The organism is Ideonella paludis, from assembly GCF_018069865.1.
GTDB classification, from domain to species: domain Bacteria; phylum Pseudomonadota; class Gammaproteobacteria; order Burkholderiales; family Burkholderiaceae_C; genus Ideonella; species Ideonella paludis.
Window position 1 is genome coordinate 148,160 of sequence record NZ_JAGQDG010000002.1, and the last position, 26,915, is coordinate 175,074.

Consider the following 26,915-nt stretch of genomic DNA (forward strand, 5'->3'; position numbering starts at 1 on the left):
TCGCGGCCATTTTTTTGTCTTCATCAAGAGGTGTCTATGCCCCAGAGCAACTCCTGGGCGGCCCGTGCCGCCGACCTGCGCCCCGACGGCCGTGCGGTGATCGACGGCCAACGCGTGGCGGCCGTGGATGGCCAAACCTTTGAGAAGCGCTCGCCCATCGACAACCGCTTGCTGGGCGCTGTGGCGCGCGGTCAAGCGGCCGATGTGGATGCCGCCGTGCGTGCAGCCCGCGCTGCCTTTGACGACCGCCGCTGGGCCGGCAAGGCGCCTGCCGTGCGCAAAAAAATCCTGCAACGTTTTGCCGACAAGATCCTCGGCGCCAAAGAGGAGTTGGCGCTGCTGGAGACCCTGGACATGGGCAAGCCCATCCAGTACTCGCTGTCGGTGGACGTGCCCTCGACCGCCCGCTGCATCGCCTGGTATGCCGAAGCGGTGGACAAAATCTACGATGAGATCGCGCCCACGCCCGACTCGGCCTTGGCGCTCATCACCCGCGAAGCCATGGGCGTCATCGGGGCCATCGTGCCCTGGAACTACCCCATGATCATGGCGGCCTGGAAGCTGGGCCCGGCCCTGGCTGCGGGCAACTCGGTGGTGCTCAAGCCCAGTGAGAAGAGCCCTTACACGGCTTGCCGCTTGGCGGAGCTGGCGGTGGAAGCAGGCATCCCGCCGGGCGTGTTTAACGTGGTGCCAGGCTTTGGCCACGAAGCCGGCGAAGCCTTGGCCCTGCACATGGACGTGGATGCGATTGGCTTCACCGGCTCCACCCGCGTCGGGCGGCGCATGTTGGATTACGCAGGACGCTCCAACCTAAAGCGCGTCTACAACGAGCTAGGTGGCAAGTCGGCCTTCCTGGTGTTTGACGACTTCAAAGACCTGGAGCGCGCCGCCAAGACCGTGGCCGGCAGCATGTTCTTCAACCAGGGCGAGAGCTGCAACGCGCCTTCCCGCGTCTTGGTGCATGAGCGTGTGGCCGAGGAGTTCACCGCTCTGGTGGCCGCCGAAGCACCGAGCTATGCGCCGGGCAACCCGCTGGACACGGGCACCGTGCTGGGCGCTTTGGTGGACGAAACCCAGATGCGCACAGTCTTGGGCTACATCGATGCGGGCTCGGCAGAAGGTGCGCGTTGTGTCGCTGGCGGCCAGCAAGCCTTGGCTCAAACCGGTGGTTACTACGTGGAGCCCACCGTGTTTGCCGGGGTCAGCAATGGCATGAAGATCGCCCGCGAAGAAATCTTTGGCCCGGTCATGAGCATCCTGACGTTCAAGACGGAAGAAGAAGCCATCGCCCTGGCCAACAACTCCAGCTACGGCCTGCAAGCCAGCGTTTGGAGCGACGGCCTGAACCGCGCTCACCGTGTCGCACGTGCTCTGCGTGCAGGCACGGTGCACGTGAACCAGTACGACGAAGACGACATCACCGTGCCGTTTGGGGGCTACAAGCAAAGCGGTAACGGCCGTGATAAGTCGCTGCACGCCTTTGACAAGTACACCGAACTCAAAACCACCTGGATCCGCCTTGACTGAGTCCGCCGACTTCTCACCCAGCCCCGCCGAGATCGCCAGCACCCAGGTTCGGCTTGAACAGCAGGGTGTGCACACCCTGCTCGTGCAGTTCACCGACGTGCATGGCGTGGCCAAGGGCAAGTATGTGCCCTTGAGCTATCTGGGTGAGCTGGTGCGCACCGGCGCTGGCTTTGCCGGGCCCTCCATTTGGGGCACAGCTTTGCCGCGCATCGGGGCGCGTGCGGAGTACTACGCACGGCCCGTCAGCTTGGATGCGATTCGGCCCATGCCCTGGCAGCCGGGCTATGCCTTGGCCACAGGCAACGGCTATGTCGATGGTCAGCCCTTTGAGGCGTGCCCGCGCCAAGTCTTGCGCCGGGCCACGGCCCGCTTGGCCGAGCGGGGCTGGGCGCTGAAAACAGGGATTGAGCCCGAGTTCTTCCTACTCAAGCACAAGGACGGCCAGTGGCTGCCCTTTGATGATGCCGATCGGCTCGACAAGCCCTCCTACGACTTGAAGTCTCTGCCCCGCCAAGCGCCGCTGCTGCACGAGTTGCACCAGGCCTTGAGCGCGATGGGGTTGGACGTGTTCCAACTGGACCACGAAGACGCCCACGGCCAGTACGAGGTGAACTTCGCCTTCGACGAATGCTTGGCCAGCGCCGACAAGCTGATGTGCTTCAAGCTGGCTGCCCACGCAGTGGCAGAGCGCCACGGGGCCGTGTTCTCGATGATGCCCAAGCCCTTTGCGAACCAACCGGGCAGCGGCTTGCACTTTCATGTCTCGCTCTGGGATGCGCAAGGCCAAGGCTTGTTCTCGCCGACGGAGTCCCAGGCCCAGAAGGGCCATCACCTCTCTGCGCTGGGGCGGCAGTTCATTGCGGGTGTGATGGCCCACTCGGCCGCCTTGTGCGTGCTGGCTGCGCCCACGGTCAACAGCTACAAGCGTTTGGTGGTGGGCGAGTCTTTGTCAGGCACCACCTGGGCGCCCGCCTATGTGGCCCACGGGCCGAATAACCGCACGGCGGTGGTTCGCACCCTGCCCGGCCGCTTTGAGTGGCGCTTGCCCGATGCTTCAGCCAACCCCTACTTGGCCACGGCGGCACTGATCGCGGCAGGCTTGGATGGCGTGGACCGACAACTCGACCCCGGCCCGGCCTGCACGGATGACTTGTTCAACCTGAGTTTGTCGGAGATTGCCCTGCGCGCCATTGAGGTGCTGCCTCAGTCTCTCGACGAAGCCATCAGCGCCTTGGAAGCCGACCCGGTGATCCTCGCCGCTTTGGGGGACACCTTGAGCCAAGAGTTGCCCCGCCTCAAGCGCGCCGAATGGTTGAGCTATGCCCGACACATCAGCGCCTGGGAGTTGCAGCGCTATGCGGCCACGTTCTGATCGACGTCGAGTCCTGCAAGGCATGCTGGGCCTGACGGCCGCTTCGGCGACGAAGCAGACCTGGGCTGCTCCTCCCAAGGATGTCATTCGCCTGGGCCAGTCAGTGCCTATTTCCGGGGCGGCGCAACACCTGGGCATTGAGTACCAGCGCGGCTTGCAGATGGCCTTTAATCTGGCCAATGCCAGCGGTGGCGTGCAAGGCCGCAGCATCGAGCTGATCAGCTTGGACGATGCCTATGAGGCCGACATGGCCGCCGCCAACACCCAAGACCTGATCGGTGCGGAAGCGGTGTTTGCGTTGGTCGGCTATGTTGGCGCAGAGTCAGTCCGGCGCAGCCTGCCCTTGGCGCTCAAAGCGGGCGTGCCCATGATTGCGCCCTTGTGTGGAGCCGAGTTTCTGCGCCAAGCACCGCCGCGCGCCTTGATCACCTGGCGTGCCGGACAAGCGGCTGAATTGGCGCTGATCGTCCGCACCCTCAGCACCATGGGCTGGGACCGAATGGCCGTGCTGCAGCAAACCGATGCCGACGGCGAGGCCGGCCTGCTGGCCTTGCAGCAAGTCTTGCAAGCCGCCAAGCTGCCCGCACCGGTGACCTTGGCCAAGGTGGCACGCAACTCCACGGGCGAGTCTGCGCTGGGGCAGAACGACATTGCGCCGGCCGCCAAGCAACTGCTCGAGGCCAAGCCACAAGTGGTCGTCAGTTTGGCAGCCTATGGCAGCACAGGAGCCGTGTGGCGCGCGCTGCGCAAATCAGGCTTCAGGGGCGGCTGCTACGGCACCAGCCTGAGCGGCTCGGGGGCACTCGCCGCGCAGTTGGGCAGCGACGCGGCCGGGCTCTCTCTGACCCAGGTCGTCCCCTCACCCACGGACGCGTCCAGACCCGTGGTGGCGTCCTATCTGCAGCGCCTCAAAGCCGCCGACGCCAAGCCCGAACACGCCTCCTTGGAAGGTTGGATGGTGGGGCAGACCATCTTGGAAGCGCTGCGGCGCATGCCGCGCAATGGCACGCGCGAGCAATTCTTGGCCGCGCTGGAGTCCTTGGGAACATGGGACATGGGCGGCTTCGCCTTGAAGTGGGACCCGGCCCGCCGGCAGTTGGCTCAGCACGTCAGCCTGACCGTATACGACCAATCCGGCAGGGCGCGACATTGAAACAAGCCATCCACTCGCCAGCCGTGCCCTGGCTGTCCTATGGCGCACTCTCACTGAGCATGGCGCTGGTGGGCAGCTATGTGGGTCTGTCCAAAGTGCTGGTGGCCATCTTTCCGATCTTTCTGCTGGCTTGGCTTCGGTTTGGAATTGCCGCGGTGGCCATGAGCGGCTGGTTACGCCGCACCACCCAAGAGCCGCCCTTGGGCCCCAAAGAAAAAGGCTTGCTGTTTCTGGAGAGCTTTCTGGGCAACTTCCTGTTTTCCATCTGCATGCTTTACGGCGTTGCCGCCACGTCTGCGGTGTCTGCGGGGGTGATGATGGCGGGCATTCCTGCCATGGTCGCCCTGCTCTCTTGGCTCTTCTTGGGTGAGCGCATTCGCCCTATGGTGCTGGCCGGCATTGCCTTGGCGGTGTGCGGCATGAGCTTGCTGGCGCTGGCGCGCCCCAGTGCTGCCCCAGAGCACCCGTCAACATCCAGCATCGGCCCACTCTGGGGCCATGTCTTGCTGCTGGGCGCGGTGTTTTGCGAGGCTTGCTATGTGGTGATCGGCAAGCGCCTGACGGCCCAGGTCTCTCCCAAACGCATCAGCGCACTCATCAATCTCTGGGGCTTGGCTTTGGTGACGCCCTTGGGCCTGTGGCAAGCCAGCCAATTTGACTTCAGCACCGTGGCACTGCCCTCATGGGGGCTGCTGTTGTTCTACGCCTTGGCCGCCAGCGTGGTGACTGTTTGGCTCTGGATGATAGGCCTGCAAAAAGTACCCGCCCAGCGCGCAGGCGTCTTCAGCGTGTTGCTGCCCGTCTCGGCGTGCGCGGTTGGCGTGTTTTTTCTGTCCGAACCGCTGGGACTGATGCAAGGCTTGGCCTTGGGTCTGGCCTTGCTGGGGCTGCTGTTGGCCACGTGGCCCAGCGAGGCCTAAGTGCGCACGCAACGCTCAGTGAACTCGTTCATGCCCTGCTCATCTATGGGAAAGAACCCGGGCAGCGAAAAGCGGCGGAAGGACGCATAGCTTGAAAATGCCATGGTCCAGTCTGGAAAGCGCCGCGCCTCCAAGGGGCCACGCGCCAAAAGCTCCAGGTTGAAGTGCCGGTCATCCACTTGCAGGCGCTGCCACAGAGTTTCTATGGACGACGGGGGCCCCTCAATGCACTGGACGAATCTCTCATCCAGATAGAGCAAATGGCCGGTGATGCCCAGGCGAAGATTGCGCTCGCGGGCTCGGGCCAACAGGGTGAACAGGTGCAGCGACCCCAACTTGTGGGTGGCTTGGCTACGGTACAGCAGACGTTCCAGCACGGTCTCTCAGTAGCGCTGATGCTCTACCGCCATGAATTCAAAACGTCGCGCATGCTACGCGCGCAAATTGAACCCAGACTGACGCGGCAGCCCCCAAGCAAAAAACCCCTGGTTTCATCACAGAAACCAGGGGTTCGGCAACAGCAGAATTTTGGTAGGCGCGATTGGATTCGAACCAACGACCCCCACCATGTCAAGGTGGTGCTCTAACCAACTGAGCTACGCGCCTGCTGAGCCTCTCAGTATAGCGACTTTTTAGGGTTTATCGCAAATCATGAAGATTTTTGTTGGCGACGAACTCGCGCGCCAATGGCCGCCAAGCCGGCCACCATCAAAGCCAGGGTTGCGGGTTCCGGCACGGGCGGCGTGTCCGTCCACACTTTGACATTGTCGAGCGATGTACCAAAGGTATCGCTCAGGCCGGTCGCCATGAAACTCAGCGTCGTGGTGGCGCTGGCCGCCACAAAGCTGGTGGTGAAGTAGTTCCAGACATTGTCATAAGTCTGGTTGGCAGGCAGCGCAGGCGCAGCCGTCCAGCCCGAACCCACGTTGAAGCTCAGTCCGTTGCTCTCGGCAGGCACCACCGAGCAGCAGGAGCCGTTGTAGACATCCGACGCGGGGCGACTTGAGTAGTAGAAGGACAGGTAATAGGTTTGTCCTGCCACGGTCGAAAAGTCTTGCGTCATCGTGGAATTCCCGTTCTGAGAATCCAGCTCGGCAAAGCTACTGCCGTTTTGGGCGGTGCCGACCAAGTTGTTGCGCAACTCAATCAAGGAGTTGTCGCCGACGGCATACCAGCCGGTGGCTTGGCTGCCCTGATAAAAGCCCCAAGTCCCTGCGGCCTGATTGGCGAGCTCAAAGCTGCCATCTTCAAGCAGATTGGTGGGCTCTTGGGTCGACTGGGCCTGCGCGCATGCAGCGCTTGCAAGCAGGGCCAAAGCGAAAATAGGACGTGTGTTCAAGGTGTTCCCCCAACTACAAAACGCGCAAATGTTGGCAATTAACGACCAACATCAGAACACTAAGGTGACTCGATTAAACCACGACTAAAGATACAAGTTGTTAACAATGAGGCGCAATCTCACTGGCGTGAACTATTTCCGCTTGACGTGTCTCACCCCTGCGACACGCCTCACTTGTGCCAGGACTTGCGCCAAGCGAGCCACATCCGCCACTTCCACGGTAAAGGTCATCCAAGCGGTTTGACCGTTGGCATCACGCACCGTTTGCGTGTGGACACCCACGACATTGGTCTTGTCCTTGGCGAAGACTTCCGTGATGTCGCGCAGCAGCCCCTGTCGGTCTGCGGCCTCCACCGCAACATCCACGGGATACATGGCCTCGCTGCGGGCCAACTCACTGCCCCAGGCCACGGGCAACACGCGCTCTGGCAGCCGTTGAGCCATGTGCCTGAAGTTGGTGCAATCCGCACGGTGCACGGCCACGCCCTGGCCGCGCGTCACAAAACCCCCAATGGCATCTGGCGGCGCAGGCCTGCAGCACTTGGCCAAATTGGTCAGCAGGCTCTCCACGCCCACCACCAACACGCCACCGGGCGCTCGGCTGGATGCGCCGGGCTTGCGGCGGAACAGTGGCACCTCATCGTCGGGCGCCACAGGCTCCGGAGGCCGCAGCAACTGCTCGATGTTGCGCAGCGAGTACTCGTCCTTGCCGACCACCTCGAACAAGGCCTGGGCATCCTTAAAGCCCAACTGGCTCGCCAAATCGTCGAGTTTCAGCGCCGTGCGCCCCTCGCGTTGCAGGAGCTTTTCCACCAGCTCCCGGCCCTTGGCGATGGTGCTGGCCTGGGCTTGAGCGTTAAACCATGCGCGGACCTTGGCGCGCGCCCTGGGGCTCTTTAAAAAGCCCAGTTCTGGGTTCAGCCAATCCAAGGAGGGGCCGCCTTCTTTGACGGTGACCACCTCCACCGTTTGCCCGTTCGCCAGAGGTGTGGATAGCGGCACCATCACGCCATCGACCTTGCCCCCTCGGCACCGATGGCCCAGGTCGGTATGCAGCGCATAGGCAAAGTCAATGGGCGTTGCTCCCGCCGGCAGCTCGATCACCGTGGCTTGGGGCGTGAAGACATAAATGCGGTCGTCCAGCGCCGCCCCTTCGGCAGACACGGCCTGGCCCGAAAAGTCTCGCTCCCAGGCCAGCAACTGCCGCAATACCGCCTTGCGAGCTTCGCTCAAGCGTCCTTCATAGTCGCCGGCAGCGCTGACGCCCGCATAACCCTTGGCGCCCGCTTCCTTGTAAGCCCAGTGGGCGGCCACGCCATACTCAGCGTGCTCGTGCATTTCGTGGGTGCGGATCTGCACCTCAATGGCGCGCCCGTCATCCCCTCGAACCACCGTGTGCAAAGAGCGGTAGCCATTGGGCTTGGGCCGGGCAATATAGTCATCAAACTCGCCCTCGACGGTCTGGTAGCGCTCATGCACCCGGGACAGCGCGGCATAGCAGGCGGGTACATCAGCCACCACCACGCGCAGGGCGCGCACGTCCATCACGCGCTCAAAGTCCAAGCGCTTGCCCTGCATCTTTTTCCAGATGCTGTAGAGGTGCTTGGGCCGCCCGTGCACCACCGCAGGCACGCCGTGGGCCTGTAAATCTGCGGCCAACTGCTTGCGCACGGCCTCCACGCTGGCTTCGCGCTCCACGCGTTTCTCGGCCAGCAGCTTGGCAATGCGCTTGTATTCGTCAGGGTGCTGGAAGCGGAAGGCCAGGTCTTCCATTTCCCACTTGATCTGCCAAATGCCCAGGCGATTGGCCAGCGGCGAGAACACCCGGCTGGTCTCATCGGCCAGGCTGTTGGGGCAAGGCTGGCGGGTGGCGGCGTACCAGCGCAGCGTCTGCAGACGCGAGGCCAAGCGCAGCAGCACCACACGCAAATCGCGCGAAAACGCCAGCAGCATCTTGCGCACGCGCTCGGTCTGCTGGGCTTGCAGCTCTTCATCGACCTGCGCCTCGCGTGCGGCGCGTTGAATCTGCACCAGCTTGCGGGTCAGCGTCACCAGGCTGGCATAGGACGGCCCGAAGGCTTTGTCGATCACGTCTTCCGGGCGCTGCAAAAAGTCGCCCGCGTACACCAAGTAGGCTGCGGCTTGCAGGCTGGGCGCCCCGCCGATGGTGCGCAAGATATCCGCCACTGCGCTGGCATGTGCAAAGGCGTCTTCGCCCGTGTCCAACTGCTGGCCCGTCAGCAGTGGCTCGGCAAACTGCTGGGCCCGCAGCAAGGCAGCTTGGCCTTCCTCCAACGCCGCGCGGGCCGCTGCATCGGCGGCCGCCGCGTTGCTGGCGTGGGCGGGCCGCCCGTCTGGGCGCAGCATCTCCCCGGCCAGCGCGACGATGGGCGCTGCCGGGCTGCTGGAATGTCCGTCGCTCTTCATGGCCTCAGCAAAAACTCCCTCACAGCCGCCACTTGATGCGGCTGCACCAGGGTGGGCGCATGACCGGCTTCATCGAATACCACCAGCTCGGCCTTGGGGCCACGCTGCGTCATGGCGAGCGCGGTGTCCGCGGTCAAAAGGTCTGATTGACCGCCGCGAATCAGCAAGGTTGGACAGCGCAGTTGCTCGTAGCTGTACCACAGCATGGCTTCCCCCTGTGCCGCCAACTCTGGCGTGATGGCCTTGAAGGGCAAGGCGATGGCGGGGTCGTAATGCGGCTTGAAGCCATCGCCTTCGGGCCTTAACTGCGGACGGGTCAGTGCCATCCATTGCTCACGGCTGTGCGGGCCAAAGCCTTGGGAGATGACCCACAGCTCATCGGCCGCTTGGTCTTCGGTCTTCCAGCGCACAGGCAGGCCCAGGTACTGGCCGATGCGGCTCAAGGCCTGGGCCTCAATGCGGGGGCCCACGTCATTGAGCACCAGCTTCTGAATGGGCGAGTTCGGCAGCGAAGCCACGCCCAAGCCAATCAGCCCGCCCATGGAGGTGCCCACCCAGTGCACGGTCTGGGCATCCAAGCGGGCCAGCAAGGTGACCATGTCGGCCACATAAGCGGGGATGGCATAGCCCATGGGGTCGGGCAGCCAATCCGAGTGGCCGCGGCCCACCACATCGGGGCAGACCACCCGGTACTCCCCACTCATGGCCTGGGCCAACACGTCAAAGTCTCTGCCTTGGCGTGACAAACCGTGGACACAGACCAACACTTTGTCGTTAGCCGGGTCACCCCATTCGGTGTAAGCCATGCGGTGCAAGCCCCGCGCATTCAAGCATTGCACATGGCGTTGGCGGGGCTGGAGGGGTGCGTTCATAGGGATTGGGGCGCCTGCAAGCGTCCTTAAAGCAAGCTGTGCGGATAATCACTGTAGCAACCCCTTCAGGAGATTTCCGCATGCTCAAAGGAAAAACCGCGCTGGTCACTGGCTCCACCAGTGGCATTGGCCTCGGTATGGCCCGTGCCTTGGCCGAACAAGGCGCCCACGTCATGCTCAATGGTTTTGGCGATATTGAAGCCGCCAAGGCCGAGGTCAGCCAAGCGGGGCAAGCCCACGGCGTGCGAGTCAGCTACCACGGTGCGGACATGACCAAGCCCGCAGAGATCGAGGCCATGGTGCGTGCCTGCGAGGCCGAGTTTGGTGCACTGGACATCTTGGTCAACAACGCCGGCATCCAGCATGTGGCGCCGGTGGACGACTTCCCCGCTGAAAAGTGGGACGCCATCATCGCCATCAACTTGAGCTCGGCCTTCCACACCACGCGCCTGGCCCTGCCCGGCATGAAGGCACGCGGCTGGGGCCGCATCATCAATGTGGCCTCGGTGCACGGCTTGGTGGCCTCGGCCAACAAGTCGGCCTATGTGGCCTCCAAGCACGGCATCATCGGCTTCACCAAGGCCGTGGCCTTGGAGACGGCCACCACGCCCGTCACCGTCAACGCCATTTGCCCGGGCTGGGTGCTGACCCCGCTGGTACAAAAGCAGGTGGATGCCCGCGCCCAAGCCGACGGCGTGAGCAACGAAGAGGCCAAGCGTCGCTTGCTGGCCGAGAAAGAGCCTTCGCAGCAGTTCACCACGCCGGAAGAGCTGGCCGCCATGGCCGTCTTCATGTGCTCGCCCGCCGCCAACAACCTGCGCGGCACCGCCATCAATATGGATGGCGGCTGGGTCGCGCAGTAACTGCCTTATTTCAGTTGAACGCTGCCGGTGACGGTGGCGCTGATGCTGCCCTTGCCAGCTTCGACCGGCATGGCAGGGGCTGCATCGGCCATGGCCATCTTCATGGCGGCCATGGGCATGGGATGCGCTCCCTCCGGCGCATCGTAGGCCACCGAGACCTCGCGCAGGCTCTAGCCGCTATAGCCAAACGCCTTGGCTTGCCACTCTGCTTGCGACCTGAAGCGTGAGATGGCCTGTGCGGTGACTTCCGCTTCCATCTTTTCGCGCGTTTCGCGCGACACGCTGTAGTTGACGTTGGCAATCGTCATCGTAGCGATCTTGCCGGTGAGCTGGCCAATGGTGGCCATGTCCCGGCCTTGGATCTGCACCTCCGTGCTGCCCTGCCAGCCGTTGATCACGCCCTTGTTGTTGTAGCGCGGGAAGATCGAGAACGCGCCCGTCTGCACTTCGACCTGCCCTGGCTTGGCCTGCTTGCGGGCTTCTTGCAGCGCGCTGTCCACCGCCAGCTTGAGCTGGTTTTGCACGGCATTGGCGTCTGCGCCCTCTTTGGAGACAGACAGCACCAGCGTCATCCAGTCTTTGGGCACCTCCACCGTGGCGGTGGCGCTGAGGTTCAACACGCCTTGCGGCTGGGGCGCCACGGCCTGGGCACTGGCCCCGGACGCCAACAACACCGACAAAGCACCACCCAGCAGGCTGGCAGCCCGGCGGGTTCTTAAAGATGAAGAAGAGGTAGTCATGGTGGCGCAACGCGGCAAGGCCGCCTTGCGATGACCTGGCATACCCCGCCCACTAGGGTTTTTACCTTGTGAATTGATTTGTAACAGAGCGCATTCAGCCCAAAAACACCGATGCAAAGGGCCAGAATGGCGGCTGTTACAAATTCAGGAGTTGGGATGAACGCCAACAGCAATGCCCGCCAAGACCGCATCGTCGTGGTCGACGATGACGCCCGTATCCGCGACCTGCTGCGCCGCTACCTCACCCAAGAGGGATTTGAAGTCCTGTTGGCGGAAGACGCCAAGGCCTTGAACCGGCTGCTGACGCGCGAGACCATTGACCTCATCGTCTTGGACTTGATGCTGCCTGGCGAAGACGGCCTGTCCATCTGCCGCCGCCTGCGCGCCGCGGCCGACACCACGCCCATCATCATGCTGACAGCCAAGGTCGAAGATGTGGACCGCATCGTCGGCCTGGAAGTGGGCGCCGATGACTACCTGCCCAAGCCCTTTAACCCGCGTGAGCTGCTGGCCCGCATCCATGCGGTGCTGCGCCGCCGGCCGGCCCCTGAGGCACCCGGCGCCCCGGCCAAAGACCCGCAGATCGTCACCTTTGGCCCCTTTGAGTTTGACCTCTCGCTGCGCCGCCTGACGCGCAATGGCGAGCAGATCACGCTGACCACCGGCGAGTTCTCCATGCTCAAGGCCCTGGTGCGCCACCCTCGCCAGCCGCTCTCGCGTGACAAGCTGGCGCAGTTGGCCCGCGGCCGCGAATTTGAGCCCTTTGATCGCTCGCTCGACGTGCAAATCTCGCGCCTGCGCAAGATGCTGGAGCCTGACCCGTCCAACCCGCGCTACATCCAGACGGTCTGGGGCGTGGGTTATGTGTTTGTGCCCGGTGACAACGCTTGAACCCCAGCACGGGCGGCGGGCCGCCCACCACCCGCCTCGACCTGAAGCCTAAGCCCAAGAAGAGTGCTTCGCGCAGCAAGGCGTCCACCCGGACGCCTTTTGCGCTCAACCTCTTCTGGCGGACCTTCTTTTTGCTGGCCATCTTGCTGGGCGGCGGTATTGCTGCATGGGTGCAAACGCTGCGGCAATTGGAGTTTGAGCCTCGCGCCGTGCAAGCCGCGCAGCAAATTGCCAGCCTGGTGAATTTGTCGAGCGCTGCGCTGCGCTATGCCGACGCCATCAACCGCGTCGCGGCCGTGAAGACCATGAGCGAGCAAGAAGGCGTCAGCCTGCGCCCGCGCGGCCCCACCGACCAGTGGGAACCCTTCGAGACCGACCGCTTCACCCGCCTCGTGGCCGCGGACCTGCGCACCCGCCTGGGCAAAGAGGTGGTCATCGCCAGCAGCGTCAACGGCAAGCCCGGCCTCTGGATTGGCTTTGACATCGAGCGCTCGCCCTACTGGCTGCAAGCCGATGCCTCGCGCCTGCACCAGCAAATGCAGATCGACACCTGGCTGATCTGGGTGGGCATTGCCTTCACCGCCACCATCCTTGGCTCAGTGGCCATTGCGCGCTTGATCAACCGGCCGCTGCAAGAACTCTCTTTTGCGGCCAGCCGTATCCGCGAGGGTGAGTTTGAATCACACCTGGACGAAACCACGCTGACCAGCGAGATTCGCACCGTCAACATGGGCTTTAACCGCATGGCCCGCGAGCTGGCCAAGGTGGAGCAAGAGCGCGCCGTGATGCTGGCCGGCATCAGCCATGACCTGCGCACGCCCCTGGCCCGGCTGCGCCTAGAGGCCGAGATCAGCGTCTACGACGAAGAAGCGCGCCGCAATATGGCGCAAGACATCGACCAGCTCGACGCCATCATCGACAAGTTCATGGACTATGCGCGGCCGGACGAAACCCGCATTTTCAAGGTCGACCTGGTGCCCGTCATCGAGCGCGAGGCCTCGGCCTTCCGCGACACCACGCAGATCCGCATCAGCCTGAAGCTGCCGCCCGCGCTGATGGTGCAAGGCGACGAGACCGAGTTGGCTCGCATCTTCTCCAACCTCTTTGAAAACGCCCGCCGCTATGGCCGCACGCCCGAGACTGGCATTGCCCGCGTCAAAGTCAGCCATGTGCAGGCCGGCGACACGGTGATCATCACCGTGCGGGACTACGGCCAAGGCGTGGCCCCAGAAAAGCTGGACCAACTCACCACGCCTTTCTTCCGGGGTGACGCCGCCCGCACGGCGGCCACCGGCGCCGGCCTGGGCTTGGCCATTGTCAAAAAAGCACTGCAGCGCATCGGCGGCGACTTGGCTTTGGCCAATGCGCGCGACACCGGCTTGGTGGCGCATATCCGGCTCAAGCGGGCGGACTGAAGCACCGTAGTTCTTTACCAAGGCGTCGGCATTGCTTCACAGCCGATCTCTACAGTGGTGGCACCAACCACCGGTAAAGAGGCCATGAAGTACCAAAGCCTAAGGTTTCCCCGCGCTGCCGCAGCCCTTGTCGCTGCGATGACCTTGAGTCTGTATAGCCTGAGCGCCCTTGCGCAAGCCGCAGAGGGCAGCCCGCCAAGCAAGCCAGAGATGGATGCACGGCCCGCCGATCAGTCCGACCCTTTGCCGGTGGCAGGTGACCGTTGGTTGCCGCACAAGAAAATGCGGTTTGGCGCTTACTCGGCTGAGCGAGACAAGGCCTACACCTTCACGCGCACCAACGGGGGTGAGAGCCCGGTGGGGACCACCAAGAACACCGCCACCAAGACAAACTTTCAGTTGTCGCGGGACGACACGCCCCTGATGCGCGTCAAGCTGGAGTCGCGCACCACGGCCTTTCGCAATGCCGACCTCCGGGTGCTGGGCCTCCCCGTCGAAGACCTGCCGCCTCGCGCCTCGGAATCCATCAAGCGCTTTTTCGGTGTGATCAGCGACAAGGAATGGATCGCTCACGCGACCCTTCAGCCCGCGAATGACACCCAGGCTTGGAACATGGTGTGGCAATCCAGCGAGACCGGCCCTCAGGCGGGTGCAGTGCGAGGCCTGCTCACAGGCCCGCAAGGCGAGGTCTGGACCATGCGCGACCGTCTCTTCAAGCTGAGTGTGGGGACCTGGCCCAACGGAAGCCCTCTGCAGTTAAACGTCCATGCCATGGAGTTGCAGATCGATGGCCATGTTGTGGCCACCGTCCACGCCAAGCGGCCCCACAGCGCCGTTTGGATCGACCGAACCTTGAGCGTAGCCCACCAAGATGTGGCCGCCGCATGGGCCGCCACACTGACCATGGACCCAGCCTCCTGGAGCGGCGACTACTGAGCTTCAGCGTGGTGCCGAACCAAGAGGCACACCGCCCGCGTCTCGATCGCCCTGCCCTCGCCCACCGGCCCCATCTTTTCGGCCGTCTTGGCCTTCACATTCACCTGGGCGGGGTCTACCCCCAGCACCTCGGCAATGCGCGCCCGCATGGCCGCAATGTGCGGCGCCATCTTGGGCGCCTGGGCCACGATGGTGCAGTCCACATTGCCCACCTGCCAGCCGGCAGCACGCACCCGGCGCAGGGCCTCGGCCAACAACACGGCGGAATCCGCGCCTTTGAACTCCACCGCCGAGTCCGGAAAGTGCCGGCCAATATCGCCCAGGCCCGCGCCGCCCAGCACGGCGTCGGTGATGGCATGCAACAGCGCGTCGGCGTCCGAGTGGCCCAGCAGCCCATGGCTGTGGGGGATGGTGATGCCGCCCAAGACCAAGGGACGGCCAGGGACGAGGGCATGGGTGTCCCAGCCTTCGCCGATGCGAAATGGGATCATGTTCATGCCGAGGTCTCCATCCGCTGCGCCACCCGCCACAACACCCCGCTGGGGTCGTGCAGGGTCATGTCCAGCAGGCCCCAGGGGCGTTGTTCGGGCTCGCTGATCTTCACGCCGTATTGCGCGGCGATGCCTTTGCGCAAGAGCTGGGCGTGGAAGGCGTGGAGGTCGTCCACCATCAGGTGCATCACGAAGTTGTGGGCGTGTTGGGGCTCGAAGAAGTTTTGCAGCAAGAAGGCCGTTTGGCCCCAGCGGAAGCCGGCGATGTCGCCATGGGCAAACTCTCGGGTGAAGCCCAGGTCGGCATAAAAGCGCTGGGATTGGGCAAAGTCTTTGGCCGGCACAAAGGCGCGCACCTCGGGGCCGCGCTGTTGGCTGGCAAGCAGGCGCTCGGCCAGCGCAAAGTCGCCCGGCCAGGTGACTTTGAAGTTTTCGTAGTCGCCGCGCACGAGCTTAGGCGCATGGCCCAGGCGCTCTACCGCGCTGGCTTCGTCGGTCACCGTTTCGCCCGCAAAGGCCAGCGCCGGGGCCAGGAGCCCCAGGCGGAACATTTGGGGCGTCTGCGCTGCCCACTTGCCGGTGCGGTCCAAGGTGCTGGTGATGCGCTCGGTGCCGGGCAATGATCCGGGCTCCTGGGCCTTCAAGGTGTCGGCCAGCGGCAGAGCCAGCAGGCCGCCGACTTCGTCGTCCCAGCAGGCGTCGATCAGCCGCTCCACCCACTCAGGGCGGATGAGGCAACGGGCGGCATCGTGCACCAACACCCAGTCTTGGGGCTGGGCACCGCGCGCGCGCAGCTCGTTCAGGCCATTGGCCACCGTTTCAGCCCGGGTGGCGCCACCCGCTTTGGCCAGCCACAGGCGCTCGGTCTCGCCGCCGGGTAGGTCCTCCTCAAATTGGATGTCGTCGGGCGCCAGCACCACCAAGGTGGCAGCGATGCGCGGGACTTTGGCCAAGGCTTGCAAAGTGTGGGCCACCAGCGGCTGGTCGCCCACGGGCTGATACTGTTTGGGGCCTAAGCTGCCCGCACGGCTGCCGGTGCCTGCACAGGGCACCAGCGCGAAACAACGGGGAGAGGCCCCGACGGAATAGGTGGTCATAGGTCGGGGATTCTAGAATCCCTCTCTTTGATGCGCCCCCTGCACTCTGGCCGGGGGCGTGTTGTCATTTCTGCCTCACGCTTTTCATGCAACTGCCTGTCATCGCCCCTGGCAAACGTTTCACCCTGCCCCGCCCCATTGGCTCGAGCGACGCGCTGATGCTGGCTCAGATGGCCCAGGCGCGGGTGGCCGAGCAGCGCACCTTGGTGGTGATGACGGCCGAGCCCGCTGACGCCCAGCGCCTGGCCGAAGAGCTGCCGTTCTTTGCACCGGGCCTGCGGGTGGCCGTGTTCCCCGATTGGGAGACCCTGCCCTACGACACCTTCAGCCCGCACCAAGACCTGATCTCGGAGCGGCTGGCCACGCTGTGGCGGATTCATCAGCGCGAAGTGGATGTCGTGCTCCTGCCTGCGACCACCGCACTCACAAGACTGGCACCGCCCAGCTTCTTGGCCGGCACCACCTTTCAGTTCAAGCAGAAAGCCAAGCTAGACGAAGCGGCGCTGAAGAGCCAATTGACGCTGGCCGGCTACAGCCATGTGAGCCAGGTCGTCTCGCCCGGTGAATATGCCGTGCGCGGCGGGCTGATTGACCTCTTTCCCATGGGCTCCAACGTGCCCTACCGGGTGGACCTGTTCGACAACGAGATCGACTCCATCCGCACCTTTGACCCTGACACCCAGCGCAGCCTCTACCCGGTGCCTGCGGTGCAGTTGCTACCGGGGCGCGAGTTCCCCATGGACGACGCGGCGCGCACGCGCTTTAGGCAGCGCTGGCGCGAACAGATGGAGGGCGACCCGACCCGCTCGCGCATATACAAAGACATGGCCCAGGGCATTGCGACGGCCGGCATTGAGTACTACCTGCCGCTGTTCTTTGACGAGCCAGCCAGCATCTTTGAGTACATCGGCAACCACGAGCACACTCACTTGGTGCTGCATGGCGAGGTCGACGACGCCCTGCAGCGTTTTTGGACCGACACGCGCGAACGCCACCGCTTTTTGCAGCACGACCCCGAGCGGCCCATCTTGCCGCCCGAGTCCATCTACCTGCGGGTCGAAGAGTTTTTTGCCCGCTGCAACGAGCACGCCGCCTTGGCCCTGCGCGGCAACGAGGCCGTCGACTGGGCCCGTCCGCTGCCCGACATCTCCACCGACCGGGGCGCCACCGAACCCCTGGCCACGCTGGAAAAGCACCTGCGCGAGACGCCGCATCGCGTGCTGCTGCTGGCAGAGAGCGACGGCCGCCGCGAGAGCCTGCTGGAGTTGTTGCGCGACCACGGCATCAGCATCCCGAGCGTGGACACGCTGGCCGAGTTTGATGCGGGTGACGAGAAGGTGGCCATTGCTGCGGCACCGCTGGCCGCCGGTTTTCATTGGCACGAGCCTGCGGCCAATCCCGCCCGCTCGCTGCAGTTCATCACCGAGACCGAGCTGTTCGCCACCGCACCCACGGCCCGCCGCCGCCGCAAGCAAGAGCAGACCAGCAATGTCGATGCGCTGATCAAAGACCTCTCCGAGCTGAAGGTGGGCGACCCGGTGGTGCACTCTGCCCACGGCATTGGCCGCTACCAAGGCTTGGTGCACATTGACCTGAGCGGCGGCACGGACGGCACCAGCGAGTTCTTGCACCTCACCTACGCGGACGACGCCACGCTCTACGTGCCGGTCAGCCAGTTGCACCTGATCAGCCGCTACACCGGCGTCAGTGCCGACGAAGCCCCGCTGCACCGCCTGGGCTCAGGCCAGTGGGAGAAGGCGCGGCGCAAAGCCGCCGAGCAGGTGCGGGACACGGCGGCCGAGCTGCTCAACCTTTATGCATTGCGTGCCGCACGCGAGGGCTTGAGTCACCGCTTCTCGCCGCACGACTACGAAGCCTTTGCCGCGAGCTTCGGCTTTGAAGAAACGGCAGACCAGCGTGCCGCCATCCATGCCGTCATCCAAGACATGATCTCGCCCAAGCCCATGGACCGGCTGGTGTGTGGTGATGTGGGCTTTGGCAAAACCGAGGTGGCGCTGCGCGCTGCCTTTGTGGCGGTGCACGGCGGCAAGCAGGTGGCGCTGTTGGCGCCCACCACGTTGCTGGCCGAGCAGCACTACCAAACCATCGTCGACCGCTTTGGCAAGTGGCCCGTCAAAGTGGCCGAGCTGAGCCGCTTTCGCACGCCCAAAGAGGTCAAGGCCGCGTTGGAGGGCATGGAGGCCGGCACCATCGACATCGTGGTGGGCACGCACAAGCTCTTGTCAAAGGACGTGAAATTCAAGCGCTTGGGCCTGCTCGTCATCGACGAAGAACACCGCTTTGGTGTGCGCCATAAAGAGGCCATCAAGGCCATGCGCGCTGAGGTCGATGTGCTGACACTCACCGCCACCCCCATCCCCCGCACCTTGGGCATGGCGCTGGAAGGTCTGCGCGACCTGAGCGTGATTGCCACCGCGCCGCAGCGCCGCTTGGCCATCAAGACCTTTGTGCGCAACGAGGGCACGGGCACCATCCGCGAAGCCATCTTGCGGGAGCTCAAGCGCGGTGGTCAGGTGTACTTCTTGCACAACGAGGTTGAGACCATCGAGAACCGGCGCCAGAAGCTGCAAGAGCTGGTGCCCGAGGCCCGCATTGCGGTGGCCCACGGCCAAATGCCCGAGCGCGAGCTGGAGCGCGTGATGCGGGAGTTCACCGGCCAGCGCCACAACCTGCTGCTGTGCTCCACCATCATCGAGACGGGCATTGATGTGCCCAGCGCCAACACCATCATCATTGCGCGGGCGGACAAATTCGGCCTGGCCCAGTTGCACCAATTGCGCGGTCGCGTGGGCCGCAGCCACCACCAGGCCTATGCTTACCTGCTGGTGCCTGATGTGGAAGGCCTGACAAAGCAGGCCAGCCAGCGCCTCACCGCCATTCAAGAGATGGAAGAGCTGGGCTCGGGCTTTTATCTGGCCATGCACGACCTGGAGATTCGCGGTGCCGGCGAGGTGCTGGGCGACCACCAGAGCGGCAATATGATGGAAGTGGGCTTCCAGCTCTATAACGAGATGTTGAGCGAAGCTGTGCGCGCGCTCAAAAAGGGCGAAGAGCCCGACCTGCTCAGCCCCCACAGCGCCGTATTTGGCGCCACCACCGAGATCAACCTGCACAGCCCCGCCCTGCTGCCCGACGCCTATTGCGGCGACGTGCACACCCGGCTCTCGCTCTACAAAAAGCTGGCCAGCGCCGAGCGGCCGGAGCACCTGGAGCTGCTGCTCGAAGAAATCACCGACCGCTTTGGCAAGCTGCCGCCCCAGGGCCAAACCCTGTTCGACACCCACCGCCTGCGCATCCAGGCCAAGCCCTATGGCGTGATGAAGATCGACGCCGGGCCGCGCCTGATGAGCATCACCTTCAAACCCAACCCGCCGATCGACGCCATGCGCATCATCGAGCTGGTGCAAAAAAACCGCCACGTCAAACTGGCAGGCAACGACAAGTTGCGCATCGAGCGCGAGATCGCCGAGCCCCGCGCGCGTGCTGACTTCATGCGCGACATCCTGCGCTCTTTGGGGCAACCCACCACGCCACGCTGATGGCGCCGCACACACCTTTGACCATGAACGCCCAAGAAATCGAACCCGGCCTTTTCATCCGTGGCCTGACCCCACCGCTGCGCCTCTCCGACTTCAAGTTGGTGGCCTTTGACATGGACTCCACGCTGATCAACATCGAGTGCGTGGATGAGATTGCCGCGGCTGCAGGGCGCAAGGCTGAGGTCTCAGCCATCACCGAGGCCGCAATGCGCGGCGAGATCACTGACTACAAAGACAGCCTGCGCCGCCGTGTGGCCTTGCTCAAAGGCGTGCCTCTGACCGCCCTGGAGGCCGTGTATGCGGACCACTTGGAGCTGAACCCCGGCGTGGAGGCCTTTGTGCAGGCTTGCCAATCGGCGGGCTTGAAAACCTTGTTGGTCTCGGGCGGCTTCACCTTTTTCTCAGACCGGGTGCGCCAACGCCTGGGCCTGGACTTTGCCCGCAGCAATGTGCTGGAGGTGGAAGACGGGCATCTGACCGGCCGCATGGTGGACCGGCCCTGGGGCGACATTGTGGACGGTGCCGAGAAGCGCCGCGTGGTGCTGGAGGTCTGCGAGCTGATGGGCATCTCGCCCGAGCAGGCCATTGCCGTGGGTGACGGCGCCAATGACCTGCCCATGATGAGTGTGGCGGGGCTGTCGATTGGCTATCACGGCAAGCCCGCCGTGCGCGAAGAAGCCATGCTCTCCATTGAAGCCGGGGGCATGGACCGGGCCTTGACGGTGCTGCGCTAAGCAAACACCCGGCAACAGCCGGGCGCTCAAGCCTGCGCAGGGGTGGCCGATAACGGGGGTGGCGCTACTAACTCCCCTTAGGCAGCCGCCAGCCCCTGCTTTACGGCGCAGTTTGGTGATGCAAGGTGGCTGGCCATGCCGCGTTGGCCATGACCTGCATCCTTCTTGTGACTCCCCCCTCCCCCCTTGGTGCGGTTTGGCAAAGGGTTTTGTCGTCGCCCCCGTGGACGGTGGTGCGCAGTGACCCACCGCCCCGCTCGTGCCGGGCTTGGGCCCCTGAGAATCTGCACGAAGCACCGGCGCTGATCGTGATGGCGGGCCTGAGCCCCCACGAGCAACGCCTAGTCACCTTGCGCCAATGGCACCAATCACGCCGCAGGCGCTTCCCTCCGGTGCTGTGCCTGCAAGACGAAGGCTGGACCGGCGGCATCTTGGCTGCGCCAGAAGAAGGCGTGAACTTGACGCTGGCGGCCAGCACCCCGGTGACGGATGTGCAAGCCGTGGTGCGCCTGCTGCTGGCCGCTCCCCGGCGGGATGCCACCCCCCAGCAAGATGAATGGATCGCCCGCATGTGGCAGGCCCAAGAGATGCTGCTGACCGAGCCCGCGCTTTCGGCCGCTGCGGTGCAGGCCACGCGCACCGTCTTGGAACGGCTGTTGGCCTCGCGCCTGGATGAGCATGCGCTGGCAGCAGCCCTGGCGCTGACCTTGTTGCCCGAAGGCACCCGCCCGCTGGCGCTGTGGGCGCGGGAGTTCGCGCCGCCGGAGAGCCTCTCGCCTGTAGCTCCGGCCAGCTTGCCCCTTGACCGCCTCAGAGCACGGCTCATCCGGGTCGGCCCCCAGCGCTTTGCACTGCCGCTGGACGAGGACGACCAACCCTTGGCGGGCTGGCCCGCGCCGGCCGCCGGTGTGTTGGACCGGGCCGAGGGCGTGGCCTTTGTACCCTGGAGCCCGCTGATGGCGCGGCTCAGTGGCTTCATCGGCACAGCGCTGTGCCGCAACGGAATGCACTGGTTGATCCCCCAGCCCGCGGTGTGGCCACCGAGTGCGCTGCACCCAGAAGGGGCGTCCAAGCGCAGCTCGGCCGCCTGAGGCCAGGCGCTTCAGCTGCTGAGCTGAGCCCAGACCTTCTCCAGCCGCTTCACCGACACCGGCTGCGGCGTACGCAGCTCTTGCGCAAACAGGCTGATGCGCAGCTCTTCCATCTGCCAGCGGAAGTCGTCCAGACGGCTGTCACTGGTGCCTTTGAGCTCAGCCAAGCGGCGCAGCCAGCGCTGCTCCAGGGGGCGCAGCTCAGCCAGGCGCTGGGCATCCCGTGCGGGGTCGCTGCGCAGCTTGTCCAGGCGCATCACCACGCCCTTGAGATAGCGCGCAAAGTGCTGCAATTGGCCGTAAGGCGCCAGCGCCAAGAAGCGCTTGGGGCAGAGGCGCTGCAGTTGCGCTTGGATGTCGTCGGCCACCTCTTTGGGCGGGCGGCTGTCCTTGAGCTTGCGGGCGGCAGCGGCATATTCCACCAACACCGCAGCGGCCAATCGAGCCACTTCTTGCGCGATCAGGTTGAGCCGGGTGCGGCCCTCTTCCACCCGCTTGGCAAAGCTGAATTGGTCTTGCGGCAGCGGCTCCAGCAAAAACGCCCGCTCCAGCGCCACATCAATGATCTGCTCACGCAGTTCATCCACGGTGCCGCCCATCTGCATATAGGCCACGCCCATTTGCGTCAGGCCCGGGATGTTTTTCTCTAGGTACTTCAGCGGCTCTTTGATTTGCAATGCGACAAGACGGCGCAGGCCTGCGCGGTGCTTGCGGGCAGCGACCTCGGGCTCGTCAAACACCTCGATCTCGACATGCGCCCCTTGATCGATCAGTGCCGGAAAACCGATCAAGGTTTGGCCGCCTTTGCGGATCTCCATCAGCTCGGGCAGTTCTCCAAAAGTCCAGGCGGTGTAGCGCGTCGCCGCTGCGTCCGGCGCTGGCGCAGGTGCCGGCGCCTTGACCACGGCCACCACGCCTCGGCCCGCGGCGGGGGCCGCAGCCGCTGCTGCGGGCGGTGTGGCGGCTGCCGGTGCAGCGGCGGGGCTGCCCAGCTTCAAAGCCGCCAAGGCCTGGAAGGCTGACCGCGCCAGGCCGCCAAGCTCCGCCTTCAGGCTGCTGAGCTGGCGGCCCAGCCCCAATTGGCGGCCATGCTCATCCACCACCCGGAAGTTCATCAGCAAGTGCATCGGCAACTGTTCTTGCTTGAAGTCATTGCGCTGCACGGCCACTTGAGTGCGCTCGCGCACGGCCTTGAGCAGCACGTCGATCAAGTTGCCTTGGGCAAACGGGGCCGTGGTGCAGAACTCGGCCACGAACTCGGGCAGCGGCACCAAGCGAGCTCTGGGCTTTTGGTGCAGGCTCTTGACCAGCGCCAAGACCTTGGCTTCCAACATGCCGGGCACCAGCCAGTCGCAGCGCTCCTCGCTGACCTGGTTGAGCGCATAGATGGGCACGGTCACGGTGACGCCGTCCTTGGCGTCACCCGGCTCATGCAGATAGCTGACGCCGCAGTCCACGCCACCCAGGCGCAAGGTGCGCGGGAAGGCGGCGCTTGTGACGCCGGCGGCCTCATGCCGCATCAGCTCTTCGCGGCTCAGGTGCAGCAGCTTCGGTGTGGCTTTGCTGGCTTCACGGTACCAGCGCTCCATGGTGGCGCCACTGACCACATCGGCGGGCAGGTGCTGGTCGTAATAGGCGTAGATCAGCTCGTCGTCCACCAAGACGTCTTGGCGGCGCGACTTGTGCTCCAGTTCTTCGACCTGGGCCATCATCTTGCGGTTATGGGCCAGGAAGGGCAGCTTGCTCTCCCACTCGCCATTGACCAAAGCTTCGCGGATGAAGATGTCGCGGGCCGCGCGGGCATCCACTCGGCCAAAGTTCACCCGCCGGTTGCTGTAGATGACGATGCCGTAGAGCGTGGCCCGCTCGAGCGCAATGACCTCGGCGGCCTTTTTCTCCCAGTGCGGCTCCAGCAACTGCGTCTTGAGCAAATGCCCGGCGATCTGCGGGATCCATTGCGGCTCAATGGCCGCGAGCCCCCGGCCAAACAGCCGCGTGGTGTCCACCAACTCGGCGGCTACCAGCCAGCGGCCCGGCTTTTTGCTCAGGTGAGCGCCGGGGTGGCGCCAGAACTTGATGCCGCGTGCGCCCAAGTACCAGTCTTCGTCGTCCGACTTGCAGCCGATATTGCCCAGCAATCCGGCCAACATGGCCAGGTGCACTTGCTCGTAGGTGGCCGGGCTTTGGTTCAAGCGCCAGCCGTGCTCGGCCACCACGGTGTGGAGCTGCGAATAGATGTCGCGCCACTCACGCACTCGGCGCGGGCTGACAAAGCTGTCGCGCAGGCGCTGCTCTTGCTGGCGGTTGGAGAGCTTGTGGCTGTCCACCTTCTGGCCGGCCTGGGCTTGCGCCGCATGGCCGTGCTGGCCCCGGCCCTCTTCAATCCAGTGCCAGAGCTTGAGATAACCCATGAACTCTGAGCGCTCGTCGTCGAACTTCTTGTGCTTCTCATCCGCGGCTTGCTGGGCCTCCAAGGGCCTATCGCGCACATCTTGGCCGGTGAGTGCCGAGGCGATGATCAAGACTTCGCTGAGGCTTTGCCGGTCGCGCGCTTCCAAAATCATGCGGCCCACGCGAGGGTCCAGCGGCAGGCGCGACAGCTCTTTGCCAATGGGTGTGAGCGCGTTGTCGTCGTCCACCGCGCCCAGCTCGCCCAAGAGCGCATAGCCGTCAGCAATGGCTTTTCTGGGCGGGGCTTCCAGGAAGGGGAAGTCTTCCACCTGCCCTAAGCCTAAGGCCTTCATGCGCAGGATCACCCCGGCGAGAGATGAGCGCAGGATCTCTGGGTCGGTGAAGCGCGGCCGCGCGGCGAAGTCCTTCTCGTCATAGAGCCGGATGCAAATGCCGTTGCTCACCCGGCCGCAGCGGCCGGCCCGCTGGTTGGCGGCGGCCTGGCTGATGGGCTCGATCTGGAGCTGCTCGACCTTGTTGCGGTAGCTGTAGCGCTTGACGCGGGCCAGACCAGCGTCAATCACATAGCGGATGCCCGGCACCGTCAACGAGGTTTCGGCCACATTGGTGGCCAGCACAATGCGCCGGCCATTGCCGGCCTGGAACACGCGGTCTTGCTCGGCTTGAGAGAGCCGCGCAAACAGCGGCAGGATCTCGGGCTGCGGCCCGTGGCGGTGCTGCTGGGCCAGGTGCTTGCGCAGGTGGTCCGCCGCCTCTCGGATCTCGCGCTCGCCGGGCAGGAACACCAAGATGTCGCCGGGGCCTTCGCGCCAGAGTTCATCGACGGCGTCGGCGATGGCGTCGTCCAAGTCAAACTCTTTGCTCTCTTCAAAGCTGCGATAGCGCTGCTCGACCGGAAAAGTACGGCCACTGACCATCAGCACCGGCGCAGGCCCCTTGGCCGACTCAAAGTGCCGGGCAAAGCGGTCAGCATCAATGGTGGCCGAGGTGACGATGATCTTCAGGTCCGGCCGGCGCGGCAGGATCTGGCGCAGATAGCCCAGCAGAAAATCGATGTTCAGGCTGCGCTCATGGGCCTCGTCGATGATCAAGGTGTCATAGGCCTTGAGCAGCGGGTCGGTCTGGGTTTCGGCCAACAAAATGCCGTCGGTCATCAGCTTGACGCTGGCGCCCGGTTGCAGCCGGTCCTGGAAGCGCACCTTGAAGCCCACGACCTCGCCCAGCGGCGTGTTCAACTCTTCCGCAATGCGCTTGGCCACAGAGCTCGCGGCAATCCGCCGGGGCTGGGTGTGGCCAATCAGGCCTTGCCCGCCCGCCCCCCAGCCTCGGCCCAAGGCCAAGGCCAATTTGGGCAATTGCGTGGTTTTGCCGGAGCCGGTTTCACCGCAAACAATGACCACTTGATGCTCGGCCAGTGCCTTCGCGATGTCGTCACGCCGGGAGGACACCGGCAGCGACTCCGGAAAGCTGATGGGTGGCACCGGGTTGGGAGCGGGCCGCTGGCGGGGCGCAGAGGGCCGTGGCGCGCGCCCCTGCGGCCCGGCGGGCTGAGCCGAGGGTCGAGGTTCGCGGCGCGTGGGCGCTTCAGAGCGCGGGGGCTTGGGGGCGGTAGGTTCAGTCACAGGGGCGCGATTATCGTCGCTGCATTCGCTACTGAGGCCGGCGCTGGGCGCTGCGCCTGCGGCACAATCCTCCGCAACTATGGACCTCGTCTTTCCTCACACCTTCGTGCCTTGGTTTCGCGCCGTGGCGCCCTATATCCATGCCTATCGCGGCAAGACCTTTGTGGTCGGGATGACGGGCGAGCTGATTGCGGCGGGGCGGCTGAACCTGTTTGTTCAAGATTTGGCCATCTTGCATGCGATGGGGGTGCGCCTGGTGCTGGTCCATGGCTTTCGGCCGCAGGTGGACGAACAACTGCAGGCCAAGGGCCAGGTTTCCAAATTTGCCCAAGGGCGGCGCATCACCGACAGCGTGGCCTTGGACTGCGCCCAAGAAGCGGCCGGGCAGTTGCGCTTCGAGATTGAGGCCGCGTTTTCCCAAGGCTTGCCCAACACGCCGATGGCTAACTCGACGGTGCGGGTCATCTCGGGCAATTTTCTGACGGCACGCCCGGTGGGCATCGTCGACGGCGTGGACTTTCTCTCCAGCGGCGTGGTGCGCAAGGTCGATGCCGGCGCCATCCGGCGCGCCATGGACATTGGTGCGATTGTGTTGCTCTCGCCCTTCGGCTTCTCGCCCACGGGTGAGGCCTTTAACTTGTCGATGGAAGATGTGGCGGTGGCCACCGCAGCCGCCCTGCAGGCAGACAAGCTTTTGTTCTTGACCGAAACCGGGGGCATTCGTGAGACGCCAGACGACCCCGAAAGCCCCATTGACACCGAGCTGGCGCTGGCGGATGCGGAGAGGCTCTTGGCCACCATGCCTCCGGCCAGCTTGCCGACAGACCCTTCGTTTTACCTCCAGCACTGCGTCGCGGCCTGCCGAGCCGGCGTAGAGCGCTCTCACATCCTGCCCTTCGCCACCGATGGCGCGGTCTTGTTGGAGGTCTTCACCCACGACGGCATCGGCACCATGGTGGTGGACGAAAAGCTGGAAAGCCTGCGTGAGGCCACGTCTGATGATGTGGGCGGCATCTTGCAGTTGATCGAGCCTTTCGAGCGCGATGGCACCTTGGTGAAACGCGACCGCACCGAGATCGAGCGCGACATTGACGGCTACACCGTGATCGAGCACGACGGCGTCATCTTCGGCTGTGCGGCGCTGTACCCTTACCCAGAGGCCCGCACCGCGGAGATGGCCGCACTGACGGTGTCCCCACAGGTGCAAGGTCAAGGCGATGGCGACAAAATCCTGAAACGCGTGGAGCAGCGCGCACGTGCGATGGGTCTGGACAGTATTTTTGTGCTGACGACACGCACGATGCATTGGTTCATCAAGCGGGGTTTCACGGTCGTCGATCCAGACTGGCTGCCCGACGCCCGCAAACGCAAATACAACTGGGATCGGCGCTCGCAAGTGCTGGTCAAACGACTGTCTTGATGGGTTCTGACAGAACCCTTTGTTTTTCACTGG

Annotated in this window: 19 protein-coding genes, 1 tRNA gene and 1 pseudogene; 12 read left to right on the top strand and 9 right to left on the bottom strand. The window is 64.3% G+C overall.

Annotated features, from left to right (window positions below):
• Nucleotides 1-36 precede the first annotated feature (36 nt).
• Genes KAK11_RS05165 through KAK11_RS05180 form a run of 4 tightly spaced genes read left to right on the top strand, consistent with a single transcriptional unit; the run spans nt 37 to nt 4,972 of the window.
• Nucleotides 37-1,527, top strand: a complete 1,491-nt coding sequence (locus tag KAK11_RS05165) for an aldehyde dehydrogenase (RefSeq protein ID WP_210806945.1) — start codon at nt 37-39, stop codon at nt 1,525-1,527.
• Nucleotides 1,520-2,899 carry a type III glutamate--ammonia ligase gene (gene glnT / locus KAK11_RS05170; RefSeq protein ID WP_246498474.1) on the top strand — a complete coding sequence of 460 codons (1,380 nt, stop codon included), beginning with the start codon at nt 1,520-1,522 and terminating at the stop codon, nt 2,897-2,899. Before KAK11_RS05165 ends, glnT begins: the two co-directional genes overlap by 8 nt.
• Nucleotides 2,883-4,052 (top strand): ABC transporter substrate-binding protein, encoded by a 1,170-nt coding sequence (locus KAK11_RS05175; RefSeq protein ID WP_210806947.1) that lies wholly within the window; start codon nt 2,883-2,885, stop codon nt 4,050-4,052. The genes glnT and KAK11_RS05175 overlap by 17 nt, the downstream gene beginning before the upstream one ends.
• A 59-nt stretch (nt 4,053-4,111) precedes the next feature.
• Entirely contained in the window at nt 4,112-4,972 is an 861-nt protein-coding gene (locus KAK11_RS05180; RefSeq protein WP_210807922.1) for a DMT family transporter, read from the top strand.
• On the opposite strand, the gene KAK11_RS05185 is transcribed toward KAK11_RS05180, so the two are convergent.
• The 5 genes from KAK11_RS05185 to KAK11_RS05205 all read right to left on the bottom strand — a co-directional run bounded on the left by KAK11_RS05185 (nt 4,969) and on the right by KAK11_RS05205 (nt 9,610).
• On the bottom strand, nt 4,969-5,349 hold the full coding sequence (locus KAK11_RS05185; protein WP_210806949.1) for a BLUF domain-containing protein: 381 nt from the start codon (nt 5,347-5,349) through the stop codon (nt 4,969-4,971). The genes KAK11_RS05180 and KAK11_RS05185 overlap by 4 nt on opposite strands.
• 152 nt (nt 5,350-5,501) lie before the next feature.
• Nucleotides 5,502-5,578 (bottom strand) — tRNA-Val (locus KAK11_RS05190).
• A gap of 43 nt (nt 5,579-5,621) precedes the next feature.
• Nucleotides 5,622-6,311 carry a PEP-CTERM sorting domain-containing protein gene (locus tag KAK11_RS05195; RefSeq protein WP_210806951.1) on the bottom strand — a complete coding sequence of 230 codons (690 nt, stop codon included), beginning with the start codon at nt 6,309-6,311 and terminating at the stop codon, nt 5,622-5,624.
• A 132-nt stretch (nt 6,312-6,443) separates the two neighbouring features.
• Nucleotides 6,444-8,678, bottom strand: a complete 2,235-nt coding sequence (locus KAK11_RS05200) for a RelA/SpoT family protein (protein WP_375140671.1) — start codon at nt 8,676-8,678, stop codon at nt 6,444-6,446.
• Between the two features lie 56 nt (nt 8,679-8,734).
• Nucleotides 8,735-9,610, bottom strand: a complete 876-nt coding sequence (locus KAK11_RS05205) for an alpha/beta fold hydrolase (RefSeq protein WP_210806955.1) — start codon at nt 9,608-9,610, stop codon at nt 8,735-8,737.
• Between the two features lie 80 nt (nt 9,611-9,690).
• On the opposite strand from KAK11_RS05205, the gene KAK11_RS05210 reads away from it, so the two are divergent.
• Nucleotides 9,691-10,473 carry a 3-hydroxybutyrate dehydrogenase gene (locus KAK11_RS05210; RefSeq protein WP_210806957.1) on the top strand — a complete coding sequence of 261 codons (783 nt, stop codon included), beginning with the start codon at nt 9,691-9,693 and terminating at the stop codon, nt 10,471-10,473.
• A 5-nt stretch (nt 10,474-10,478) separates the two neighbouring features.
• Here the strand turns inward: KAK11_RS05210 and KAK11_RS05215 are convergent.
• Nucleotides 10,479-11,255: pseudogene (locus tag KAK11_RS05215) on the bottom strand (SIMPL domain-containing protein).
• Between the two features lie 114 nt (nt 11,256-11,369).
• Between KAK11_RS05215 and ompR the strand changes: the two are divergent.
• From ompR to KAK11_RS05230, 3 genes are all read left to right on the top strand, one after another.
• Nucleotides 11,370-12,104, top strand: a complete 735-nt coding sequence (gene ompR, locus KAK11_RS05220) for an osmolarity response regulator transcription factor OmpR (RefSeq protein WP_210806959.1) — start codon at nt 11,370-11,372, stop codon at nt 12,102-12,104.
• A 41-nt stretch (nt 12,105-12,145) separates the two neighbouring features.
• On the top strand, nt 12,146-13,519 hold the full coding sequence (locus tag KAK11_RS05225) for a sensor histidine kinase family protein (RefSeq protein WP_210807924.1): 1,374 nt from the start codon (nt 12,146-12,148) through the stop codon (nt 13,517-13,519).
• Nucleotides 13,520-13,729: 210 nt separating this feature from the next.
• The gene (locus KAK11_RS05230; protein ID WP_210806961.1) at nt 13,730-14,455 is read left to right on the top strand and encodes a hypothetical protein; all 726 of its coding nucleotides are present in this window, start codon (nt 13,730-13,732) and stop codon (nt 14,453-14,455) included.
• Here KAK11_RS05230 and ispF read toward each other — a convergent pair.
• Both ispF and ispD read right to left on the bottom strand, forming a co-directional pair.
• The gene (gene ispF, locus KAK11_RS05235; RefSeq protein ID WP_210806963.1) at nt 14,449-14,952 is read right to left on the bottom strand and encodes a 2-C-methyl-D-erythritol 2,4-cyclodiphosphate synthase; all 504 of its coding nucleotides are present in this window, start codon (nt 14,950-14,952) and stop codon (nt 14,449-14,451) included. The genes KAK11_RS05230 and ispF overlap by 7 nt on opposite strands.
• Nucleotides 14,949-16,043, bottom strand: coding sequence for a 2-C-methyl-D-erythritol 4-phosphate cytidylyltransferase (ispD, locus tag KAK11_RS05240; RefSeq protein ID WP_210806965.1), 1,095 nt, complete (start codon nt 16,041-16,043; stop codon nt 14,949-14,951). The genes ispF and ispD overlap by 4 nt, the downstream gene beginning before the upstream one ends.
• 86 nt (nt 16,044-16,129) lie before the next feature.
• On the opposite strand from ispD, the gene mfd reads away from it, so the two are divergent.
• The 3 genes from mfd (at nt 16,130) to KAK11_RS05255 (ending at nt 21,428) form a co-directional block, all read left to right on the top strand.
• Entirely contained in the window at nt 16,130-19,603 is a 3,474-nt protein-coding gene (gene mfd, locus KAK11_RS05245; protein WP_210806967.1) for a transcription-repair coupling factor, read from the top strand.
• A 23-nt stretch (nt 19,604-19,626) separates the two neighbouring features.
• A complete protein-coding gene (gene serB / locus KAK11_RS05250; protein WP_210806969.1) occupies nt 19,627-20,337 on the top strand; it encodes a phosphoserine phosphatase SerB in 711 nt (236 codons plus the stop codon).
• Between the two features lie 209 nt (nt 20,338-20,546).
• Entirely contained in the window at nt 20,547-21,428 is an 882-nt protein-coding gene (locus KAK11_RS05255; RefSeq protein ID WP_210806971.1) for a hypothetical protein, read from the top strand.
• An 11-nt stretch (nt 21,429-21,439) separates the two neighbouring features.
• Here the strand turns inward: KAK11_RS05255 and hrpA are convergent, their stop codons facing one another.
• Complete coding sequence (gene hrpA, locus KAK11_RS05260) at nt 21,440-25,462, bottom strand: ATP-dependent RNA helicase HrpA (RefSeq protein ID WP_210806973.1); 4,023 nt, start codon at nt 25,460-25,462, stop codon at nt 21,440-21,442.
• Between the two features lie 79 nt (nt 25,463-25,541).
• Here hrpA and argA point away from each other — a divergent pair, with 79 nt between their 5' ends.
• The gene (gene argA / locus KAK11_RS05265; RefSeq protein ID WP_210806975.1) at nt 25,542-26,882 is read left to right on the top strand and encodes an amino-acid N-acetyltransferase; all 1,341 of its coding nucleotides are present in this window, start codon (nt 25,542-25,544) and stop codon (nt 26,880-26,882) included.
• Nucleotides 26,883-26,915: the final 33 nt, after the last annotated feature.